Origin of the sequence: Phycicoccus sp. Soil802 (assembly GCF_001429605.1) — a bacterium.
Lineage (GTDB): Bacteria > Actinomycetota > Actinomycetes > Actinomycetales > Dermatophilaceae > Pedococcus.
The window spans coordinates 546,032-566,462 of the sequence record NZ_LMSS01000006.1; the positions used below are offsets into that span (position 1 = coordinate 546,032).

21 protein-coding genes are annotated in these 20,431 nt (G+C 71.4%); 5 read left to right on the forward strand and 16 right to left on the reverse strand.

Annotation, left to right across the window (positions count from 1 at the left end; all coding sequences use genetic code 11):
- Positions 1-107: 107 nt before the first annotated feature.
- Together ASG91_RS16585 and ASG91_RS16590 are read right to left on the reverse strand one after the other, a co-directional pair.
- Positions 108-2,009: a bifunctional UDP-sugar hydrolase/5'-nucleotidase gene (locus ASG91_RS16585; protein WP_235545705.1), complete on the reverse strand. Its 1,902-nt coding sequence runs from the start codon at positions 2,007-2,009 to the stop codon at positions 108-110.
- A gap of 151 nt (positions 2,010-2,160) precedes the next feature.
- The gene (locus tag ASG91_RS16590) at positions 2,161-3,441 is read right to left on the reverse strand and encodes a homogentisate 1,2-dioxygenase (RefSeq protein ID WP_056923703.1); all 1,281 of its coding nucleotides are present in this window, start codon (positions 3,439-3,441) and stop codon (positions 2,161-2,163) included.
- Positions 3,442-3,541: 100 nt separating this feature from the next.
- Between ASG91_RS16590 and ASG91_RS16595 the strand changes: the two genes are divergently transcribed.
- Positions 3,542-4,396 carry a hypothetical protein gene (locus ASG91_RS16595; RefSeq protein ID WP_157606395.1) on the forward strand — a complete coding sequence of 285 codons (855 nt, stop codon included), beginning with the start codon at positions 3,542-3,544 and terminating at the stop codon, positions 4,394-4,396.
- Between the two features lie 34 nt (positions 4,397-4,430).
- Entirely contained in the window at positions 4,431-5,678 is a 1,248-nt protein-coding gene (gene fahA, locus ASG91_RS16600; RefSeq protein ID WP_056923836.1) for a fumarylacetoacetase, read from the forward strand.
- Between the two features lie 9 nt (positions 5,679-5,687).
- Here the strand turns inward: fahA and ASG91_RS16605 are convergent, their stop codons facing one another.
- Positions 5,688-6,602 (reverse strand): RDD family protein, encoded by a 915-nt coding sequence (locus ASG91_RS16605; RefSeq protein ID WP_056923704.1) that lies wholly within the window; start codon positions 6,600-6,602, stop codon positions 5,688-5,690.
- 77 nt (positions 6,603-6,679) lie between these two features.
- Positions 6,680-7,900 (reverse strand): 4-hydroxyphenylpyruvate dioxygenase, encoded by a 1,221-nt coding sequence (hppD, locus tag ASG91_RS16610; protein ID WP_056923705.1) that lies wholly within the window; start codon positions 7,898-7,900, stop codon positions 6,680-6,682.
- A 108-nt stretch (positions 7,901-8,008) separates the two neighbouring features.
- Here hppD and ASG91_RS16615 point away from each other — a divergent pair, with 108 nt between their 5' ends.
- Positions 8,009-8,485, forward strand: a complete 477-nt coding sequence (locus ASG91_RS16615) for an Lrp/AsnC family transcriptional regulator (RefSeq protein ID WP_056923706.1) — start codon at positions 8,009-8,011, stop codon at positions 8,483-8,485.
- 1 nt (position 8,486) lies between these two features.
- On the opposite strand, the gene ASG91_RS16620 is transcribed toward ASG91_RS16615, so the two are convergent.
- The 11 genes from ASG91_RS16620 to ASG91_RS16670 form a co-directional block, all read right to left on the reverse strand.
- Entirely contained in the window at positions 8,487-8,696 is a 210-nt protein-coding gene (locus ASG91_RS16620; protein ID WP_056923837.1) for a dodecin, read from the reverse strand.
- 70 nt (positions 8,697-8,766) lie between these two features.
- Positions 8,767-9,162, reverse strand: coding sequence for a hypothetical protein (locus ASG91_RS16625; RefSeq protein WP_056923707.1), 396 nt, complete (start codon positions 9,160-9,162; stop codon positions 8,767-8,769).
- Positions 9,163-9,284: 122 nt separating this feature from the next.
- Positions 9,285-11,036 carry a DEAD/DEAH box helicase gene (locus ASG91_RS16630; protein WP_056923708.1) on the reverse strand — a complete coding sequence of 584 codons (1,752 nt, stop codon included), beginning with the start codon at positions 11,034-11,036 and terminating at the stop codon, positions 9,285-9,287.
- Between the two features lie 130 nt (positions 11,037-11,166).
- Positions 11,167-12,153: a zinc metalloprotease gene (locus tag ASG91_RS16635; RefSeq protein WP_056923709.1), complete on the reverse strand. Its 987-nt coding sequence runs from the start codon at positions 12,151-12,153 to the stop codon at positions 11,167-11,169.
- 185 nt (positions 12,154-12,338) lie between these two features.
- Positions 12,339-12,650 carry a DUF3039 domain-containing protein gene (locus ASG91_RS16640; RefSeq protein ID WP_056923710.1) on the reverse strand — a complete coding sequence of 104 codons (312 nt, stop codon included), beginning with the start codon at positions 12,648-12,650 and terminating at the stop codon, positions 12,339-12,341.
- A gap of 109 nt (positions 12,651-12,759) precedes the next feature.
- Positions 12,760-13,311, reverse strand: coding sequence for a YqgE/AlgH family protein (locus tag ASG91_RS16645; protein ID WP_056923838.1), 552 nt, complete (start codon positions 13,309-13,311; stop codon positions 12,760-12,762).
- A gap of 132 nt (positions 13,312-13,443) precedes the next feature.
- Positions 13,444-15,690 carry a DEAD/DEAH box helicase gene (locus ASG91_RS20330; RefSeq protein WP_082594247.1) on the reverse strand — a complete coding sequence of 749 codons (2,247 nt, stop codon included), beginning with the start codon at positions 15,688-15,690 and terminating at the stop codon, positions 13,444-13,446.
- A 214-nt stretch (positions 15,691-15,904) separates the two neighbouring features.
- Positions 15,905-16,225 carry a hypothetical protein gene (locus tag ASG91_RS16655; protein WP_082594248.1) on the reverse strand — a complete coding sequence of 107 codons (321 nt, stop codon included), beginning with the start codon at positions 16,223-16,225 and terminating at the stop codon, positions 15,905-15,907.
- A 19-nt stretch (positions 16,226-16,244) separates the two neighbouring features.
- The gene (locus ASG91_RS16660) at positions 16,245-17,699 is read right to left on the reverse strand and encodes an NAD-dependent malic enzyme (RefSeq protein WP_056923839.1); all 1,455 of its coding nucleotides are present in this window, start codon (positions 17,697-17,699) and stop codon (positions 16,245-16,247) included.
- A 17-nt stretch (positions 17,700-17,716) separates the two neighbouring features.
- Positions 17,717-18,148 carry a hypothetical protein gene (locus ASG91_RS16665; protein ID WP_157606396.1) on the reverse strand — a complete coding sequence of 144 codons (432 nt, stop codon included), beginning with the start codon at positions 18,146-18,148 and terminating at the stop codon, positions 17,717-17,719.
- 20 nt (positions 18,149-18,168) lie between these two features.
- A complete protein-coding gene (locus tag ASG91_RS16670) occupies positions 18,169-18,888 on the reverse strand; it encodes a class I SAM-dependent methyltransferase (RefSeq protein WP_082594249.1) in 720 nt (239 codons plus the stop codon).
- Positions 18,889-18,911: 23 nt separating this feature from the next.
- Here ASG91_RS16670 and ASG91_RS16675 point away from each other — a divergent pair, with 23 nt between their 5' ends.
- Together ASG91_RS16675 and ASG91_RS16680 are read left to right on the forward strand one after the other, a co-directional pair.
- Positions 18,912-19,553, forward strand: coding sequence for an SIMPL domain-containing protein (locus tag ASG91_RS16675; RefSeq protein WP_056923713.1), 642 nt, complete (start codon positions 18,912-18,914; stop codon positions 19,551-19,553).
- Positions 19,554-19,555: 2 nt separating this feature from the next.
- On the forward strand, positions 19,556-19,927 hold the full coding sequence (locus ASG91_RS16680) for a co-chaperone YbbN (protein ID WP_056923714.1): 372 nt from the start codon (positions 19,556-19,558) through the stop codon (positions 19,925-19,927).
- Positions 19,928-19,949: 22 nt separating this feature from the next.
- On the opposite strand, the gene ASG91_RS16685 is transcribed toward ASG91_RS16680, so the two are convergent.
- Complete coding sequence (locus tag ASG91_RS16685) at positions 19,950-20,336, reverse strand: hypothetical protein (protein ID WP_056923715.1); 387 nt, start codon at positions 20,334-20,336, stop codon at positions 19,950-19,952.
- Positions 20,337-20,431: the final 95 nt, after the last annotated feature.

Genomic DNA, 20,431 nt, shown 5'->3' on the forward strand with positions numbered 1-20,431 from the left:
GACCACAACCCGACCACGACCTGACCCGACCGGCCGACGACCGGCTGACGACTGACCCGACCGGCCGACGACTGGCCGATGACTGACCAGGCGGGGCGACGGCCGACCTAGTGGCGGCCGCCCTCGGCGGCTCCCTCGACGACGACGGGCTGGCCGTTCGAGACGAGCTTCCAGTCGTACGTGGTGAAGGTGGTCGGGTCGATCACGCCCTGGTCGGTGGCCCAGTCGATGAGGAGCTGCCGGATCTCGACCTGCGCGTTGTAGAGGACCGGAGCCGTGGTCACGCCGGGGAAGCCGCCACCACCGGACTGGCGGTAGTTGTTGATGGCGATGACGAACCCCGCTGCCGGGTCGATCGGTTGCCCGGCGTAGGTGAGGTTGGCGATCCGCTGGCCCACCGGCTGGGCGATGTCGATGTCGTAGGCCAGGGAGGCGTCGAGGCCGCCCATGATGTCGTAGTTGTAGTCCGGGATGGGGCTGCCGGTCGTCGGGCTGATGGCACCGGTCACGGCGTCGGGGGCGAAGGGTCCGGTGCCGGTGACGGTCTTGAAGTAGGCGGCGGAGTACTCGAGGTAGGCCTTGACCTGCGCGCCGGTGAAGCGGATGCCGAGGAGCGTGTTGTCGTAGATGTACAGGCCCGCGACGTCGCGCACGGTGACGTTGCCCGCGGGGATCGCGGCATCGCGGTTGAAGGGCGCGGCGATCGACAAGACCGGCAGCGACTCGTCGGGGGTGCCGGCCAGCGCCGCCTTCACGGCGTCGGCCTGCACGTGGTTGATGAAGTCGATCGCGGCGGTGTCCTCGAACCGGGCCGTCGCCGCCGACATGGCCACGGTGCAGGTGCCGATGACGGAGTTGACGTAGGTGCGCACGATGGCGTGGTCCTCGAGCACGAGGGCGGCCACCTCGGGGTCCTCCGGGACCGTCTTCGCGTCGAGGAGCGTCGCACGAGAGCTGGTGAGGTGCCAGCGGCCCTTGCTGAACTCGAGGACGAAGTCCATGACGGACAGCCGCATCCCCCACTTGAGCGGCTCGGTCAGCAGCACCTTCTTGCCGGGCGTGACCTTGCTCGGCACGAGCAGCTCGACGACCTCCTCGTGGGCGTGCCCCACGAGGACCGCGTCGACACCCGCAACCTCTTCCGCGAGCTGGCGGGACGCGTTCTCCGGGAACGGCAGCGCGTCGCCGTACGACGAGCCGGGCTTGGAGCCCGAGTGGCACGAGACGATGACGAGGTCGCACCCGGCCTGCTTCAGCCGCGGGACCATCACCTTTGCCTGCTCGACGATGCCCGGGAACTTCACCAGTCCCTCGACGTTGGCCTTGTCCCAGATGGCGACGCCGGGCGTCACGAGGCCGAGGATGCCGACCTTGACCGGCTTGCTCCCCCGGACCTGGAAGGTGCGGATCACGTAGGGCTTGAAGATCGGGGCGCCGCTGGTCCAGTCGACCGAGTTGGCGCTGAGCAGCGGGAAGCTGCACTGCGACTCGAAGGCCCGCAGGGTGTCGAGCCCGTAGTTGAACTCGTGGTTGCCCAGGGCGGCCGCGTCGTAGCCGATCGCGTTCATCGCCTTGGCCATCGGGTGCTTCGACCCGCCCGTGATCGGGTCGACCTTGGCGTAGTAGTAGGCCAGCGGGGTGCCCTGGATCGTGTCGCCCGCGTCGAGCAGGAGGGTGTTCTGGGCGCCGCGCTCGGCCCGGACAGCGCTGACCAGGGTGGCGATCTTGGCCAGGCCGATGTCGTTGTGCGCCGAGTCGTCGTACTCGACGTCCTTGAAGTAGTCCCAGTTCAGCGCGTTGCCGTGGGTGTCGGTCGTGCCCAGCACGGTCAGCCGGAAGGTGGGCGGCGTCTTCGCCGTTGGCCGGCCGGCTTCGGGCACCGCGTCGGCCCGCGGGGCACTGGCGAAGAAGGCCGCTCCGGCCCCTCCGACGACCGCGAGCGCGAGCATCTCGCGACGGCTCGTCTCGTGCTGGCCGAGGTCCTGGACGGCGGTGCGGGCGGACGTCACGATTGCCTCCAACGACAAGTGGCCGGGAGCGGGGGCGGCTCCCGGGTGCGCGGGCCTCGTCGTCGTCGACGGGGCGGGTCTTTCAGCCTAACCCGGGCATGACACGACAGACCATGCCGAACTGGCAAAGTCTGCCGGTCAGCCGATGCGGTCAGCCGATGCTGTAGTCGGAGCCGTCCCCCGTGCCACCGTCGCCGGTGCGACCGCGGCTCCACGACCAGGCGTACTTCCCGTCGTCGACGGCCCGACCGCCCTCACCGAGCTCGAGCGGGCGGAAGGTGTCGACCATGACGGCCAGCTCGTCGAAGTACTCGACGCCGATCGACGCCTCCGACGCCCCGGGCTGCGGCCCGTGGGCATGACCGCCCGGGTGCACCGAGATCGAGCCCTTGCCGATGCCCGAGCCCTTGCGGGCCTCGTAGTCCCCGTCGACGTAGAACATGATCTCGTCGCTGTCGACGTTCGAGTGGTAGTAGGGCACCGGGATCGAGAGCGGGTGGTAGTCGACCTTGCGCGGCACGAAGTTGCAGATCACGAAGTTCCAGCCCTCGAAGACCTGGTGCACCGGCGGCGGCTGGTGCACCCGTCCTGTGATCGGCTCGTAGTCCCGCACGTTGAACGCGTAGGGGTAGAGGCACCCGTCCCAGCCGACGACGTCGAGCGGGTGGAAGGGCAGGGTGTGCACCGTCCCGACGATCCCGCCCGGTCCGTTGCCGCGGTGCTTGATGTAGACCTCGGTCTCGTCGCCCGGCTCTCCGCCGACGTCCTCGGCGAGCAGCGGGCCGGCCGGTGCGCGCAGGTCGCGCTCGCAGTAAGGCGCGTGCTCGAGCAGCTGGCCGTACTTGGACAGGTAGCGCTTGGGCGGGGCGATGTGGGAGTTCGCCTCGATGCAGTAGGTCCGCAGCGGCTCCTTGGCCGAGCGCTTCGGGATCCAGCGATGCGTCGTCGCCCGCGGGATGACCAGGTAGTCGCCCTCGGCCACGTCGAACGCCCCGAACACCGTCTCGACCCGCGCCCTCCCGCGCTCGACGTACACGCACTCGTCGCCGATCCCGTTGCGGTACCACGGGCTGGGAGCTCCGGCCACGGCATACGAGATGCGCACGTCGCCGTTGCCGAGGACGAGGCGACGGCCGGTCACGACGTCGGTGTTCTTCACGTCCTTGGCCTCGAAGAGGTCGTGCAGCTTGAGGTGCCTGGGCATCAGCGGGTGGTTCGGCGTCGTCGACAGGTCGCCGATCACCCACTCCCGCGCGCCCGCGACGGTCGAGGGGATGTTGCGGTGGTAGAGCAGCGAGGAGTCGGAGGAGAAGCCCTCCTCCCCCATCAGCTCCTCGTAGTAGAGCTCGCCCTGCTTGCCTCGGCCGGCCGGCCGGCGGTGCTGGGTGTGCCGCTTCGGCGGGATGTTGCCCTGGTGCTGGTAGAACGCCATCGCTCACTCTCTCGTCCGGTGGTCCCTCGTCCGGTTGGGGCGAGCATTGCACGACCGACCGCCATCCCGACACCGTGGGCTGCCCGGTAGCCTCACCGCCATGACCTCGCTGTCGGATGCCGTGGCCGACCGCCCGGCCGAGCCGGCCCTGTTCGCCGGCCTCGTCGACGACGCCGCCGTCTTCCCCCCGGGCAACGCACCGCTCGCGGAGGCCGTGCGGCTCCACCGCATCCACCGCGCGAGCCGGTATGCCGCGTGCGTCGGTCCGCTGCTCGTCCCCGCCTCGGCTGCCCCCGACCTCACCGGCCTGCTCGACGGGGCAGCACTGGCTGTCGGGGTCATCGGCCGGCCCGGCACCCCGGCCTCCGAGGTGGCCGACGCGGTGGCGCTGCTGCGCCGGATTCCCGGCGTCGAGGTCGCGGGGGTGGAGCTCGGCTGGACCCCGGACTGGCGGGCCACGGACTTCGGTGGGCTCCCCCGCACCCTCGAGGTGCCGCGCGGCTCCGAGCAGGAGACAGCCGTCGCCGACATCGCCGCCGACGCCTCCGATTCCGTTGTCCTGCAAGCAAAGTTCCGCACGGGCGCGACCGAGACCTGGGCCTGGCCCGACGAGGCCGAGCTCGCGACCTTCGTCCGCACCGCCATCGACCATGACCTCGGCTTCAAGCTGACCGGCGGGCTGCACCACGTCGTCCGCGGCACCCACGACGGCCAGGAGCAGCACGGCCTGCTCAACGTCCTGGCGGCGGTCCGCTGGGCGCTCAACGGCGAGGAGGTCGACGAGCTGGTGCCCCTGCTGGCCGAGCGCGACCCGGCCGTCCTCGTCCCCCAGATCACCCGCATGAGCGCCGCGGACGCGGCGATCGTGCGGGCCTTCTTCACGGCCTACGGCTGCTGCGAGGTCACCGACCCGCTCGGCGAGCTGACCACCCTCGGCCTCATCCAAGGAGCCTGACGTGTCCTCCCCCTCCACGCCGGTCACCGCCACGATGCCCGCACAGTCCTGGCTCGACCTCCCCGCCGGCCACCCGTTCGGGGTCGCCCACCTCCCCTACGGCGTCTTCTCGACCTCGCGCACCACGCCCCGGGTCGGCGTGCGGATCGGCGACTGGGTGCTCGACGCCAGCGAGGTCGCCCGGATCGGGCGGGACGCCGTCGGTGTGGGCGACGGCCCCGACCTGACGGCCGCGTGGGAGCAGCCGAGCCTCAACGCCTTCCTCGACCTGGGCCACGAGGCCTGGGCGGTCGCCCGCGCGTGGCTGGTCGAGATCCTCACCGACGACGTCCACGCGGAGGGCGTCCGGCCGCACCTGGTGCCGCTCGCCGACGTCACCGTGCACCTGCCGATCGAGGTCGCCGACTACGTCGACTTCTACGCCAGCGAGCACCACGCCACGAACGTCGGCCGCATCTTCCGCCCCGACTCCGAGCCGCTCACCCCGAACTGGAAGCACCTGCCGATCGGCTACCACGGTCGCTCCGGGACGGTCGTCGTCTCCGGCACCGACCTCGTCCGGCCGCAGGGCCAGCGCAAGGCCCCGAGCGACCCGGCGCCGACCTTCGGGCCGAGCCGCAAGCTCGACATCGAGGCCGAGCTGGGCTTCGTCGTGGGCGGCGGCACGACGCTCGGCGAGCCGGTCGACGTCGGCCTCGCCGCGGAGCAGCACCTCTTCGGTGTCGTCCTGCTCAACGACTGGAGCGCCCGCGACCTCCAGGCCTGGGAGTACGTGCCGCTCGGGCCCTTCCTGGGCAAGTCGTTCGGGACCTCGATCAGCGCCTGGGTCACCCCGATGGCGGCCCTGGCGTCGGCCCATGTCCCGCTGCCCGGCCAGGACCCCGAGCCGCTCCCCTACCTGCGTGGTCGGGCCGACGCGGTGTTCGGGCTCGACCTGCACCTCGAGGTGGACTGGAACGGCACCGTCGTCGCCCGGCCGGAGTTCCGCGACATCTACTGGTCGCCGGCCCAGATGCTGGCGCACCTGTCGGTCAACGGCGCCTCCATCCGCAGCGGTGACCTGTTCGGATCGGGCACCATCTCGGGCGCCGCTAAGGAGACCCGTGGGAGCTTCCTCGAGCTCTCGTGGAACGGCACCGAACCGGTGCAGCTCGAGGACGGCAGCGAGCGCACCTTCCTCGAGGACGGCGACACGGTCGTGCTGCGCGCGTGGGCCACCGGCACCGACGGTGCGCGCCTCGAGCTGGGCGAGGTCAGCGGCACGATCCTGCCGTCCCGCTGACCCGGCGGCCTAGCCCCTGGGCTGCTTCCCCACCACGACGTTCGTCCGCGCGAGCTTGTCGTGCAGGGCCTGCCTTCGCTCGTCCCAGGCCGGCCACAGGAGGTCGACCAGGGCCACGAGCGAGAACAGGTTGCCGAGCAACGGGATGTTGCCCAGCAGGCTGAGCCCGGCCTGCAGTGACGTGCGCTTGGCCGCATCGCCGACGGACAGCACGCCGGGCCGGTCGCGCAGCCGCACGCTGATGCCGACCGCGGCCTTGCCGGGCGTGGCGCCGGTGCGGCTGAGGAAGAACACGGCGTACCCGAAGGTGATGACGGCAGCGATGACGCCGAAGGCCAGGATGTAACCGAAGTTGACGTTGTCGGCGGTGATCCGGTCGAAGGCGCCCGGGTCCCCGGAGTCCATGGCCGTGACCAGCTCGTCCCACACGGGCTCGAAGCCCTTGAACAGGAACCAGCCACCGAGCACCAGCATCAGCACGAACTGGATGATGCCGTCGAGGATGAACGCGCCGACCCGCTGCCAGTAGCTCGCGAGCGGCTGGCCGTCAGGGGTGGTAGCCACCCGCTGCACGCCGCCGTAGGTCGGGGCGTTCCAGCCGCCCTGCGGCGACCCGGGGAACTGCGGGTTCTGCTGTCCCGGCTGGGGTGTCGGTGGGGCCGACCAGCCACCGGTCGCCGGCGGCTGCCCCTGCACCTGGCCCGGCACCGGGCTCGGCGTCGGCGCCTGGGTCCCGCCCTGGCCCGGGTACTGCGGTGGGTGGCCCTGTCCCGGGAACTGCTGCTGACCGGGCTGCGCCACCCCTGTCGCGGGCCGCGTCGAGCGGGGCGTCGTGTGCTTGCTCCAGACCACGCCGTCGAAGTACCGCAGCTGGGTGTCGTCCTCGGGGTCGTCGTACCAGCCGGGAGTCGTGGGCGTGCTCATGCCGCAAGCCTCTCACGCGCGCAGGAGCCTTCCTCCCACGCCCACCGCAGGTCAGTGCCCCTGTCGTGCGGTGCGGCTCAGAGGTTGCCGCGCGCGTCCTGCTCGCGCTCGATGGCCTCGAAGAGCGCCTTGAAGTTGCCCTTGCCGAAGCCGAGGGAACCGTGCCGCTCGATGATCTCGAAGAACACCGTCGGGCGGTCGCCGAGGGGCTTGGTGAAGATCTGCAGGAGGTAGCCGTCCTCGTCACGGTCGACGAGGATCTTGCGCTTCTGCAGCTCCTCGATCGGGGCCCGCACCTCGCCGATGCGGGCGCGCAGCTCCTCGTCCTCGTAGTAGGAGTCGGGGGTGTCGAGGAACTCGACGCCGTTCGCGCGCAGCTCGTCGACGGTGCGCAGGATGTCGTTCGTCGCCAGGGCGAGGTGCTGGGCACCGGGACCGTTGTAGAACTCCAGGTACTCGTCGATCTGGCTCTTGCGCTTGGCGATGGCCGGCTCGTTGAGGGGGAACTTGACCCGGTGGTTGCCGTTCGCCACGACCTTGGACATCAGCGCGGAGTAGTCGGTGGCGATGTCGTCGCCGATGAACTCGGCCATGTTCACGAAGCCCATGACCTTGTTGTAGAAGGTCACCCACTCGTCCATCTTGCCGAGCTCGACGTTGCCGACGATGTGGTCGAGGGCCTGGAAGAGGCGCTTGGGCGAACCCTCGCGCTTGACCCAGGTGGACGTCCTCGCGACGTAGCCCGGCAGGTAGGGGCCGTCGTAGCGCGAGCGGTCGACGAGGGTGTGCACCGTCTCGCCGTAGGTCGCGATCGAGGCGATCCGCACCGTGCCGTGCTCGTCGGTGACGTCCTCGGCCTCGCGGACCACGCGGGCGCCGGCGCGCTTGGCCTGCGCCACGCACTTGTCGACGTCGGGCACCTCGAGCGAGATGTCGACCACACCGTCACCGTGCTTGGCGTGGTGGGCGATCAGCGGGCTGTCGGGGCTGACCGCGCCGTTGATGACGAAGCGGATCGAGCCCGACTTGAGGACGAACGACTTGTGGTCGCGCTGGCCGTTCTCGGGGCCGCTGTAGGCGACCAGCTCCATGCCCCACGCGGACTGGTAGTAGTGCGCGGTCTGGCTCGCGTTGCCGACGACGAAGACGATCGAGTCCCAGCCGGTGACCGGGAACGGGTCCTTGCTCTCGTCGTACTCAACGAGGCCGACCAGCTGCTTGAGCTGCTCGATGTCGAGGTTGGCCTCGCGCTCCTGCGGCGTCAGGTCCAGGGCAGTGTCCGTGGCGTGAGTGGTCATGCGTGCAGGGTGCCGGGCTGGGGGCACAGTGTGCAACCGTGCGCGGTTGGGCTGCACAGTCTGCGCAGACTGTTGGTCATACCCGCCCGGACAGTGGACAATGTGCCCATGAACCTCGACGAGCTCGACGGTCGGCTGATCACCCTGTTCAGCGAGCAGCCCCAGATCGGGGTGCTCGGCGCCTCACGCGATCTCGGCGTGGCCCGCGGCACGGTGCAGGCCCGGCTCGACCGGCTGGTCCAGCACGGGGTGATCCGGTCGTGGGCGCCGCAGCTCGACGCCGCGGCGATGGGCTACCCGGTGTCGGCGTTCTGCACGCTCGAGATCCGCCAGGGGCGCGGCCACACCCCCGTGGTCGACCACCTCTCCGGCATCCCCGAGGTGCTGGAGGCGCACACCATCACCGGTTCGGGTGACCTGTTCATCCACATCGTCGCGCGCGACAACGCCGACCTGCAGCGGGTCATCGACGCGGTGGTCGACGACGAGCACGTCATCCGGGCGAACACGGCGATCTCGCTGGCGACCCGCATCCCGCTGCGCACCCTCCCCCTGGTCCGCGCGGCATCGACGGCTCGCTCCTGACTCAGTCGTCGAGCCGGAAGCCGAGCTTGACCGTCACCTGCCAGTGCGCGACCGCTCCGTCCGCGATCTGTCCACGGACGCTCTGCACCTCGAACCAGTCCAGGTTGCGCACCGTCTTGGCGGCCTGGGTGACGGCATTGCCGACCGCGGCCTCGATGCCGTCGGGTGAGGTGCCGACGACCTCGGAGATGGAGTACACGTGGTTGGCCATGTCCTGCTCCGTCCTCGGCGGCCGGGCGTCGCCGTTGCCGGCCACGCTAGCCCTCCGGCGGTGATGCCGCCTAGACCGCGGAGAAGGCGTCGGGGTCGGTGCTCAGCCGGGCGCGGAACGCACTGTCCAGCGCGGCGTCGTCCTCGATCGCCTCGTCGTAGTGGTCGTCGGACGACAGGTCGAGGGCACTCGCGCTGGTCGGGTCGTCGAGGGCTCCGTCGGCGATCGCGCGACGCACCGCCGCGATCGCCTCCGAGGCCGCCGGCACGTGCAGCCAGCGGTAGCCCGCCTCGGCCGCGTCCAGCTCCTCGTCCGTCATGCTCTGCACGGCATCGAGGACGCCGTCCGCCATCGCCGAGCTGTGCAGGCGCAGGGCAGCGGCGAGCGCCTTGTCACCCTCGCCCGGGTCGGAGCCACCGGCCTCGAGTGCCGCGCGGTTCCAGATGCTGTCAGCCAGGTCGTCCATGACCGCAGCATGTCACCTGACCCGGCTCACGTCCCCCGGAACACGCGCCGGTTCGAGGTAAACCCACCGGGGACTCCCGGCGCGTTTACATCGAACCGACAGGGGGCCGGACGGCGACGCGATCAGCGGCGGCCGACGAACCAGGCCCGGATCTTCTCGACCCGTGCGACGACCTGCTCCGAGGTGGCCTCGTCGAGGGCGGGCCCACCGCAGGCCCGCCGCAGCTCGTTGTGGACGACCCCGTGCGGGGTGCCCTTCTTGCGCGCGTAGGCGGCGACCAGCTTGTTGAGCTCCTGGCGCTGGGCCGCGAGCGCCCGGTGCGCCGACACCGGCTGCTCCACCTTGCGGGGGCGACGGGTGCTCTGGGCGGTCTGGCGCTCGTGGAGCAGCACCGCCATCTGGTCCGGCTCGAGCAGCCCCGGCAGACCGAGGTACTCCTGCTCCTCCTCCGACCCGGTGACGGCGTTGAGCCCGAACTGCTTCGCGTCGAAGAGCACGTGGTCGAACTCCGCGTCGGACTCGAGCGCCTCGAAGGCCAGCTGGTCGATGTCGGGGGTGCGTGCGGTGCGGTTGGCGGCGTCGAGGAGGGCGTCCTCCTCAGCCCACATGGACGCCGCGCTGTCGTCCTTGCTGACCCGGTCGAGGGCGTGGTCGCGCTCGTCCTCGAGCCGGGCCGCGTGCTCGAGGATGACAGGCACGGACGGTAGGAAGACCGAGGCCGTCTCGCCGCGCCGGCGGGCGCGGACGAAGCGTCCGACCGCCTGGGCGAAGAACAGCGGGGTGGACGTCGAGGTCGCATAGACGCCGACACAGAGCCGGGGCACGTCGACGCCCTCGGACACCATCCGCACGGCGACCATCCAGCGCGACTCGCTCGCCGCGTACTCCTCGATCCGCGACGACGAGCCCGCGTCGTCGGAGAGCACCAGGGTGGGCTTCTCCCCGGTGATGGCCTCGAGGGTCTTGGCGTACGCGCGCGCCGCGGTCTGGTTCGAGGCGATCACGAGGCCACCGGCGTCGGGCACGCCGCGCCGCACCTCGGTCAGGCGCTTGTCGGCGGCGGCGAGGACGGAGGGGATCCACTCCCCCTTGGGGTCCAGCGCGGTGCGCCAGGCTTGCGCCATCGAGTCCTTGGTGAGCAGCTCCCCCAGCCGGGCCGCGATCTCGTCGCCGGCCTTGGTGCGCCAGCGCATGGCGCCGCCGTAGGCGAGGAACAGCACGGGCCGCACGACCCCGTCACGCAACGCCTCGGCATACCCGTAGGTGTAGTCGGCCGACGAGCGGCGGATGCCGTCGGCATCCTCCGCATAGGTGACGAACGGGATGGGCGAGGTGTCGGAGCGGAACGGCGTGCCGGTGAGGGCGAGCCGGCGGGTGGCCGGCTCGAACGCCTCACGGATCGCGTCGCCCCACGACAGGGCGTCGCCGCCGTGGTGGATCTCGTCGAGGATGACGAGGGTCGGCGCCGACTCGGTGCGGGTGCGGTGCAGTGCGGGCTTGCTCGCCACCTGGGCGTAGGTCAGCGCGACGCCGTCGTACTCGCTGGAGTGCCGGGCCGAGGAGTTGGAGAACCTGGGGTCGATGTGGATGCCGACCCGCGCGGCCGCCTCGGCCCACTGCGTCTTGAGGTGCTCGGTGGGCGCGACGATCGTCACGGCCGAGATGGTGCCCCGGCCGAGCAGCTCGGTGGCCAGGCGCAGCGCGTAGGTGGTCTTCCCGGCGCCGGGCGTGGCGACCGCGAGGAAGTCCCGTGGGTCGGCGCGCAGGTATGCCGTGAGCGCGGCCTGCTGCCAGGCGCGCAGCTTGTCGGCCGTCCCCCACGCCGCCCGCTCCGGGAAGGCTGGTGAAAGGTGCGAAGCGGCTGCGGTACTCATGGGACCGGCCACGTTATCCGTTGTCGCAAAACGACATGCCGAGGCCCCGGCGTCTCCGCCGGGGCCTCGGTCGTGTGCTAGGCCGCGAGGGCCGCTGCCCTCACCTGCCTACCGTGCTGTCAGCTGGCTGTCAGCCGCGGTAGGTGACCCACTGGTTCTGCATGCGGGTGGTCTGCCCGGCCGAGAAGGTGTTCATGCACGAGTCGTCCGTGTAGTCCATGAAGTTCTTGATCGGGTCGAGACCAGTGGCGGAGCAGGTGTCCCGACCGGTCGGGCACCCGAACGCCGGGGAGGCCTCGGCCGGGGTGTCGCTCACCAAGTCGCCACCCGAGCAGCCGCCCTGGAAGGTGTGGTAGAGCCCGACCCAGTGGCCCACCTCGTGAGTGGCGGTGTCGCCCTGGTTGTACGGCGACAGGCTGCCCCCGGGGATGCTCCTGTAGTCGATGACGACACCGTCGAGGGTGGTGTTGTTCGTGGACGGGAACTGCGCGTAGCCCAGCGTGCCGTCGGAGAACGTCGTCGAGTAGATGTTCAGCGCGGCCTTGGTGCCCTTGTGGAGGGCGGTCTTCATCGCTTTGGCGTCGCTCGGCTCCTGTCCGCTGGCGGGGAAGGCGATGCTGTACCAGTCGCTGTTCGTCGTGGTCTCCGTGCCGGCGAGGGTGAACGAGAAGCCCGACGAGGCGTAGGCGTTGTTGAGGACGTTCAGCTGGCTCTGGATCTGCGTCGTCGTCAGCTTGCCGCTCGTGCCGTTGGTGATCACGTGCCAGTAGACGCTGACCGTGGTCGCGGCGAAGGCGGGCGTCGTCGGCCCCGGCTTCCTGCTGCTGGTGTGGCCCAGCTTGCCGCTGGCCATGGGGGCCAGTCCCTTGGCAGCAGCGGCGGTGCGGTAGGCGGCCTCCATGCGGTCGACCTGGGCCTGGCTGAACTCGTGCGGGTCGACGCGGTTGCCACCCTTGGCCGAACGTGCGGTGTTGACGGCGTCGGTGTGGGTCGCGCAGTCCGCGGCCACCGTGGCCTCACCGGCCATCGGCTGGGCGGTCGCGGTGCCCTGGCCGAGTCCGAGGGCGACGGCTCCCAGCATCAGGGAGGAGAGTGCGATTCGAGAGCGAAGCTTCATGGGCGTCCTTTCGAGGTGCCTCCCTCCGGGTTCGGTGGGTGGCTCGACCTCGCACGCTAGGAGCCCGATGCCCTGGCCCCGGGTCAGGAGAGGCAGGCGCAGGTAAAGACTCGTTCAGGCTTTCGGAGGGAATGAGACCCCTGTGCCTCGGCGGACGTCTGAGGCGCCCACCTGCACCGATGCGGCTACTCGCCGCCGTCCTGGGGTGCCCGCAGGCCTTCGTAGATCTCCTTGCACGTCGGGCAGACCGGGAACTTCTTCGGGTCGCGGCCGGGCACCCACACCTTGCCGCAGAGCGCGACGACGGGGTCGCCGGACAGGGCGCTCTCGAGGATCTTCTCCTTGCGCACGTAGTGCGAGAACCGCTCGTGGTCGCCGGGCTCCTGCAGCTGCTCCTCGACCTGCTCGCGCTCGAGCACGGCGGTCGTCGTGGAGGGCTGGGAGGGCTGGGCCTCAGGGGCCAGCGGGTCGTCCAGGGGGATCTGGGGCTCGCTCATCCCCTGAGTGTATGCCGCGTGGTTCAGCCGCGATTCGGTGCCACAGGCTCCGGATATCCGGGCGTTTCACTTCCAACAGGGGGCTTCCAACCGAACGGGAGGAAGGGGGTCAGTTCATCTCGGGGTCGGTCGGGAAGGTCGCCACGAAGGCGAGGTGGTCGCGCTGGCGCCGCAGCACCCGGGCCCACAGCTGCTCCGGGTCGGCGTCGAACGCGTCCCGACCCTCGGACTCCACGACGTACCAGCTCCCCGAGCGGACCTCGTCCTCGAGCTGCCCCGGCGACCACCCGGCATAGCCGGCGAAGATCCGCAGGCCGGCCACCTCGGGGACCACGATCGCGGGTGGGGTGTCGAGGTCGACGAGACCGAGCCCGCGGAAAAGCCGCTTCACCCCGAGCGGCTCGACGTCGCCGGGCACGGTGACGAGGCCGAGCGCACTGTCGAGCCCGACCGGTCCACCCTCGAAGAGCACCGAGGGCGCGGTGGCGTGGGCCTGCCAGTCGGGCAGCACCGCGTCGACGCGGGCGTCCATCGGCCGGTTGAGCACGACGCCCTGGGCGCCCTCCTCGTCGTGGTGGAGGACCAGCACGACGCTGCGACAGAACACGCCCTCCTGGATCTGGGGGGTCGCGACGAGCAGGCTGCCCGACAGGTCCTTGATCTCCACGAGTCCATTCTGCCTGCCGACGCCAGAGCCCCGGTCGCGGGGACCGGGGCTCTGGCCGTTCAGTTGATGCGCTCCCCCGCAACCTGGGCGCCCTCTGGGGGCTCAGGCTGCGGCTCAGGTGACCGCTCAGCCGCGAGCGGCGCGCGAGTAGCTGCCGCGCTCGCCGCGCGAGCCGCCGGAGCGGTCGTCACGGTAGGAGCGGTTGCCACCCTGGCGCGGGCCACGGGGGCCACCGCCACGGGGACCGCCGGACGGGCGACCGCCGCCACGCTTCGGGCCCTCGAGCACCCGACGGACCTGGTCCTCGGGGACCGGGATGCCGCTGGGGGTGACGGCACCGGTCGCCGCGAGGCGGTCGTCGCCGGGGACGGCCTTGGTCGGCATCGCGTCGATGCCGGCCTCGCGGGCCATCCGCTCCATGGTGCGGCGCTGGTGCGGGAGCGCCAGGGTCACGACGGTGCCCTTGTCACCGGCGCGGGCCGTGCGGCCCGAGCGGTGCAGGTAGTCCTTGTGGTCGGCCGGCGGGTCGACCTGGAGGACGACCGAGACGTCGTCGACGTGGATGCCGCGGGCGGCGACGTCGGTGGCCACCAGGACCGGCAGGCTGCCGTCGCGGAAGGCACCGAGGACGCGGTTGCGCGCGCCCTGGTTGAGGCCGCCGTGCAGCGCGGCCGCGAAGACGCCCTGCTCGCGCAGCTGGAGGGCCACGCGGTCGGCGCCGAGCTTGGTCCGCACGAAGACCACGGTGCGGCCCGCACGGTTGGCGACCTCGGCGGTGATCGTCTTCTTGTGCATCGGGTCGATGAGCAGCACGTGGTGCTCCATCGTGGTGACCGAGGCCTTGGCGTCGTCGGTCGAGTGCGTCTTGGGGTCGGTGAGGTAGCCCTCGACGAGCTTGTCGACGCCCTTGTCCAGGGTGGCCGAGAACAGCATCCGCTGGCCACCGGCCGGCATCTGGTCGAGGATCGCGGTGACCTCGGGCATGAAGCCCATGTCAGCCATGTGGTCGGCCTCGTCGAGGACGGCGATCTGGATGTCGCGCAGCTGCACGGCCTCCCGCTCGATGAGGTCCTTGAGGCGACCGGGGGTGGCGATGAGCAGGTCGACACCGCGGTTCAGCGCACTGATCTGCGTCGTGTACGAGAGGCCACCGGCCACGAGCTTGTGCTTCAGGCCCAGGACGTGCACCAGCGGCTCGAGCGCGTCGGACACCTGCATGGCCAGCTCGCGGGTCGGGACCAGCACGAGGGCGCGCGGGCGACGGGGACGGGCCCGCTCGCCATCGGCCAGCCGGGACAGCATCGGCAGGCCGAAGGCCAGCGTCTTGCCGGAGCCGGTCTGGCCACGGCCGAGGATGTCCTTGCCGGCCAGCGCATCCGGGATGGTCGCGGACTGGATCGGGAACGGCGTGGTGATGCCGTCACGGGCGAGCCGCTCGACGAGGCGCTCGGTCAGGCCCAGGCCGGCGAAGCCGTTGTCGGCGTCCACGGTCACGGGGCCGTCGACGCTCTTGCGGGTGGCCTTCACCCAGGTGTCGGCCTCCATGCGCTCGGCCTCGGGGTCGACCTGGCTGTCGAAGCCCCGGGCCGGACGGTCGTTGCGGTCGAAGCTGCGCGCCGGACGGTCGGTCCGGTCGAAGCTGCGCGCGGGACGGTCGCTGCGGTCGTAGCTGCGGGCCGGACGGTCCGTGCGGTCGGTGCTGCGGGCGGGGCGCTCGCTGCGGTCGAAGCTGCGCGCGGGGCGGTCGGTGGAGCGGGCCGGACGGTCGTCACGGGTGGAGCTGGTCACAGGGCGGTCCTCACGGTTGTACTGACGGGGACCACGGCTCTCACTACGGTCTCTGGCATCACGGTCATTGCGACGAGCCGGGCGGTCGTCACGGGTGGACTCGCGGCGCTGGGGCCGGTCGTCACGGTTGAAGGTGCGAGCCGGACGGTCGTCACGGTCGAAGCTGCGGGTCGGACGGTCGGTGCGGTCGCTGCGGTCGTAGCTGCGCGGCGCGCGGTCGTCCCGGGTGAACGAGCGGGCCGGGCGGTCGCTGCGGTCGTAGCTGCGCGGCGCGCGGTCGTCCCGGTTGAACGAGCGGGCCGGGTGGTCGCTGCGGTCGAAGCTGCGCGGCGCGCGGTCGTCCCGGGTGAACGAGCGGGCCGGGCGGTCGCTGCGGTCGTAGCTGCGGGCGGGACGGTCCGCACGCTCGGAGCGCTCGGGGCGACGGTCACCGTCGCGAGCCGGCCGCGCGGCATACGAGCTGCCACCGGTGGGTGCGGAGGACTGGCCGCGGTGGGCCTTCTTGGGGCTCTTCGTCCGGGCAGCCTTCTGGTCCGTGGTCCAACGGGCCTTTTTGGGCGCGCCGGATCGCAGGTTCTTGGGCACAGATGTTCAACTCACTTCAGGTACTCGAGGTAGACACGTCTCGAGCCACCTGGCGAGGGCAACGAAGAAGACGAGCCTCAGGCCCGATGGGCCCGTTGGACCGGATCAACAGTTGTCATCCGGTGGTCTGCAGTCGGAGTAGGGAATGCGTCTGTGGCGCCTGTGCCACCTGATGGCGCTGCCGAGCGCCGCCGAACTGAGCCCGACCAGTCTATCAGCGCCGCAGCGCCCGCCCGACCACGACCGACGTGACCCCGAGCACCACGCCGCCGAGGTCCGCCACGGCGTCCCAGGCGTCGCCCGACCGGTGCGGGAGCAGGTAGTGCTGGAGCAGCTCGCTCACCGGGGCGTGCAGGGCCAGCAGCGCGACGAGGTAGGCCGGGCGCACGCCGGCGAGCAGGCCCGCGACCGTGGGCGCGAGGAACAGCAGGACGTGCCCGACCTTGTCGCTCCACGTGACCGGGCCCACGATGTCGACCCGCGGCCAGTAGAGCGCGGCCAGGTGCGCGACGAGGATGACGGCGAAGACCCCCACGGCGGACCTGGGCCGCCGGCTAGCCAATGAACTCGGGCTCTTCGGCCATCCGCCGGGTGGGGACCTGCTCCGGTGTCGTGCCGAGCACGGCCGCCTTGACCGCGGCCGCGACCACCTTCGACACGTCGGGGTGGAACACGCTGGGGATGATGTAGGCGGCGTTCAGCTCCTCGGGGTGGACCACCTCCGAGAGCGCCTTCGCGGCGGCGAGCATGACGTCCTCGTCGATCGAGGTCGAGGCGGCGTCGAGCAGGCCGCGGAAGACCCCCGGGAAGACCAGCACGTTGTTGATCTGGTTGGCGAAGTCGGAGCGGCCGGTGGCCACGACGGCCGCGTGCTGGGCGGCGGCGATCGGGTCGACCTCGGGCTCGGGGTTGGCCATCGCGAAGACGATCGCGCCGTCGTTCATGGTCGCGATGTCGTCGCCGGTGAGGATGCCCGGGGCGGAGACCCCGACGAACACGTCGGCGCCCGCGATCGCCTGCTTGAGGGTGCCGGTCACGCCCCGGTGGTTGGTGTGCTCGGCCGACCACGCGAGGGCCGGGTGCTCGCCGGACGCGATGTCGTCGCGGTCGCGGTGCAGCACGCCGAACTGGTCGGCCACGACCACGTCGGTGGCGCCCGCCTTGAGCAGCAGCTTGAGGATCGCCGTGCCCGCCGCACCCGCCCCGGACATGACGACGCGGCACTCGCTCAGCTCCTTGCCGACCACGCGCAGCGCGTTGCGCAGGGCGGCGAGGGTGACGATGGCGGTGCCGTGCTGGTCGTCGTGGAAGACCGGGATGTCCAGCTCGTCGCGCAGCCGCGCCTCGATCTCGAAGCACCGCGGCGCCGAGATGTCCTCGAGGTTGATGCCGGCGAAGACCGGGCTGAGCGCCTTGACGGTGCGGATGATCTCCTCGGTGTCCTGGGTGTCGAGGCAGATCGGGAAGGCGTCGATGTCGGCGAACCGCTTGAACAGCGCGGCCTTGCCCTCCATCACCGGCAGCGCAGCCAGGGGCCCGATGTTGCCCAGCCCGAGGACCGCAGAGCCGTCGGTCACCACGGCCACCGTGTTGCGCTTGATGGTGAGGCGGCGGGCGTCCTCGGGGTTCTCCGCGATGGCCATGCAGACCCGCGCGACCCCCGGGGTGTAGATCAGCGAGAGGTCGTCGCGGTTGCGGATCGGCACCTTGGACTCGATCTTGAGCTTGCCGCCCAGGTGGGCGAGGAAGGTGCGGTCGGAGACCTTGCCGATCTCGACGCCGTGCACCCCGCGCATCGCCGCGACGAGCTCGTCGGCGTGGTCGGTGTCGCGAGCCGCTGCGGTCACGTCGACGCGCAGCCGGTCGGCGCCGGACGCCGTGACGTCCAGCCCGGTGACCAGGCCGCCACCCTTCTCGATGACCCCGGTGAGCTCGGAGACCGCGGTGGCGCGGGCCGGGAGCGTGAGCCGGACGGTGATGGAGTTGGACACGGACGGGGCTGCGGTCATGTCGGGCATTCTCCCGATTACCGCGGGGTATGCCGAACCGGGTCCACGACCTGACGCCCCGGCCGAGCCATCGCCAGCCGCCGGTCGACGAGGTCCTGCCCGCTCACGGCCAGCCAGCCGCACACCACCGCCAGCGGGAGCTCGACCAGAACCGCCATCGCGAGCGCGACCCACCGCTCACCGTGGGTGGGCGCGGTCACCACGTCGAACCACGCGTCGGCGGCGAGCAGGGCGGCACTGGCCCCCGCCACCGCCGAGAGCCACCGTCGGCGCCGCACCGCGGCCCAGCCGGTCAGGGCGAGCAGCACCAGGAGGGCGAGGTCGAAGCCGCCCCACGCCAAGTCGAAGTGCGCGGCAGGCGCGGTGCGTGGCAGCACCACGAACAGGTATGCCGTCCACGGCACCATCAGCGCGGCCAGCGCGGCCAGCGTCCAGCCCGCCACCGTCACGCGTCGCGCCCGCGCCCGCATCAGGGCGTCGCCGCCCGTGCCACGGCGCGCAGGAGGTAGCGCTCGTGCTCGATGTCCTTGTCCCAGAACACCGAGTCGGTCAGCTGCACGACGGTGCACTCCCCCACCAGCTCGCCCACGACCGCCGCGAGCTCCTCCGAGGGCACGCCCGAGCTCCACGGCAGGGCCGGCTTGTCGGCTGCGGCCTCCAGGCCCCAACGCCCCTCGACCAGCACCATCCGGCCACCCGGGCGCAGGAGGGCGGCCCACCGACGCAGTGCCTCGGTCGGGTCGGGCAGGGTCCACAGGATGTGCCGGGCGAAGACCACGTCCACGGACCCGGGCTCGAACGGCGGGTCACCCGCATCGCCCTGCTCGACCTCGATCGCGGCTCCGAACGGCGCGGACTTGGCCCGGGCCAGGCGCACCATCTCCGCCGACAGGTCGACCCCGCGGACCTGGTGGCCGAGCTCGGCCATCAGCACGCTCATCGTGCCCGTGCCGCAGGCGAGGTCGGCCACCGACGACGGCGTCGTGGGCAGCCAGGTGCGCAGCAGGTCCTTCCACGCCGACCGGATGTCGGAGTCGAGCAGGCCGTGGTCGGGGTAGCTGTCGTACTCGGCCGCGAAGTCGTCCCAGTAGCGGCGGATCTCGTCGGTGCTCGTGCCGTCGGTGCTGACCGGCTCGGCGGTGACCCGCTCGGCGGTCGCGGCCCGGGTGCTGGTCTCTTCGGTGCTCATCTGCGCCAGCCTAGGCTGGTCCCATGACAGGACACAGCGGGTCCGGTGGCGACGCTGCCTTCCTCGAGCTCACCGGTTCAGGGACCGCCTCGGCCGCCCCCGACGTCGTCCGCGTGCGGGCCGGGGTGCGGTGCGACGCCGCCGACGTCTCCTCGGCCCTCGCCGACGCGGGCAGCCGCGCGCAGGCCCTCGCCCAGGCGGCGCGCGACCACGGCGTCGCCGACGCCGACCTGCGCACCACGGGCACCGGGGTCCATCCCCGCCACGATCGGGAGGGGGTCGCGGTCGTCGGCTACACGGCATACCAGAGCCTGTCGGTGACGGTCCGCGACCCGGCCCTCGTGGGGAGCCTCGTCGAGGCCTTCGCCGGCGCCGCCGGCAACGCCCTGACCATCGACCACATCGGCCTCGAGCTGGCCGACTCCGCCCCCCTGCTCACGCAGGCGCGCGAGGCCGCGTTCGCCGACGCGCTGGGCAAGGCGCAGCAGTATGCCGCGCTGGCCGGTCGCACGCTCGGGAAGGTTGCGCGGTTGTCCGACGTTGAGCGTGGTGGGACCCAGCCCCGGTTCGCCATGATGGCGGCCGGCAAGGCAGCCGACCTGTCCGTCGAGCTGGGCGAGAACTCGGTGACCGCGACCGTCGCGGTCCGATGGGAGTGGACGTAGAGATGGCTAGCACGACGCTGACGGCGGAGAACTTCGAGAAGACGATCCTCGAGGGCGGCACCGTCTTCGTGGACTTCTGGGCCGAGTGGTGTGGGCCGTGCAAGCGGTTCGGACCGGTCTTCGAGAGCGCCTCGGAGCAGCACGCCGACGTCGTCTTCGGCAAGGTCGACACCGAGGCCGAGCAGGCCCTCGCCGCCGCCGCCAACATCACCTCGATCCCGATGCTGATGGGCTTCCGCGACGGCATCCTCGTGTTCGCCCAGGCCGGGGCCCTCCCCGCCCCGATGCTCGAGGACGTCATCACCAAGGTGCAGGCCCTCGACATGGACGCCGTGCGCGCCGACATCGAGGCGCAGAAGGCCCCGCAGGCCTGAGCCGCGGGGGCCCGTGCCCCGGTCAGGCTGCCCGGCTCCGCACCGTGGTGCCGTGTGCCTTGGCCGACCGCGCCGCGAGGAGCAGGGCCGCGCCCACGGCGATGCAGACCACCTCGGAGATGGCGGCCGCGAACACCGCGAACCCCTCCCAGTGGCTGTGCACACCCATCAGCCCGACCGTCGTCGAGATGACGAACGCGCCCAGCGTCGAGAGGCCGAAGCCGAGGGTCAGGAAGGCCGGCACCCAGTGCTGCCACGTGAGCAGCAGGACCGCGATCACGACGCCGGCCACGACGTTGACGAGGAAGGCGGGACCGACGGACTGGTCGCGTACGCCGCCGAACCAGAGCTTGAGGTGGACCGCGGCCGACACGACCAGCGCGACGGCGCCCAGTGCACGCCACTTCATGGTGATCTCCTTTGCCAGGGTGCCCTGCGACCGGGCCAGACCCGGCCACCTACCCATGACGACGGTGCAGCCCCCGTCGGGAGTTCACCCGGCCG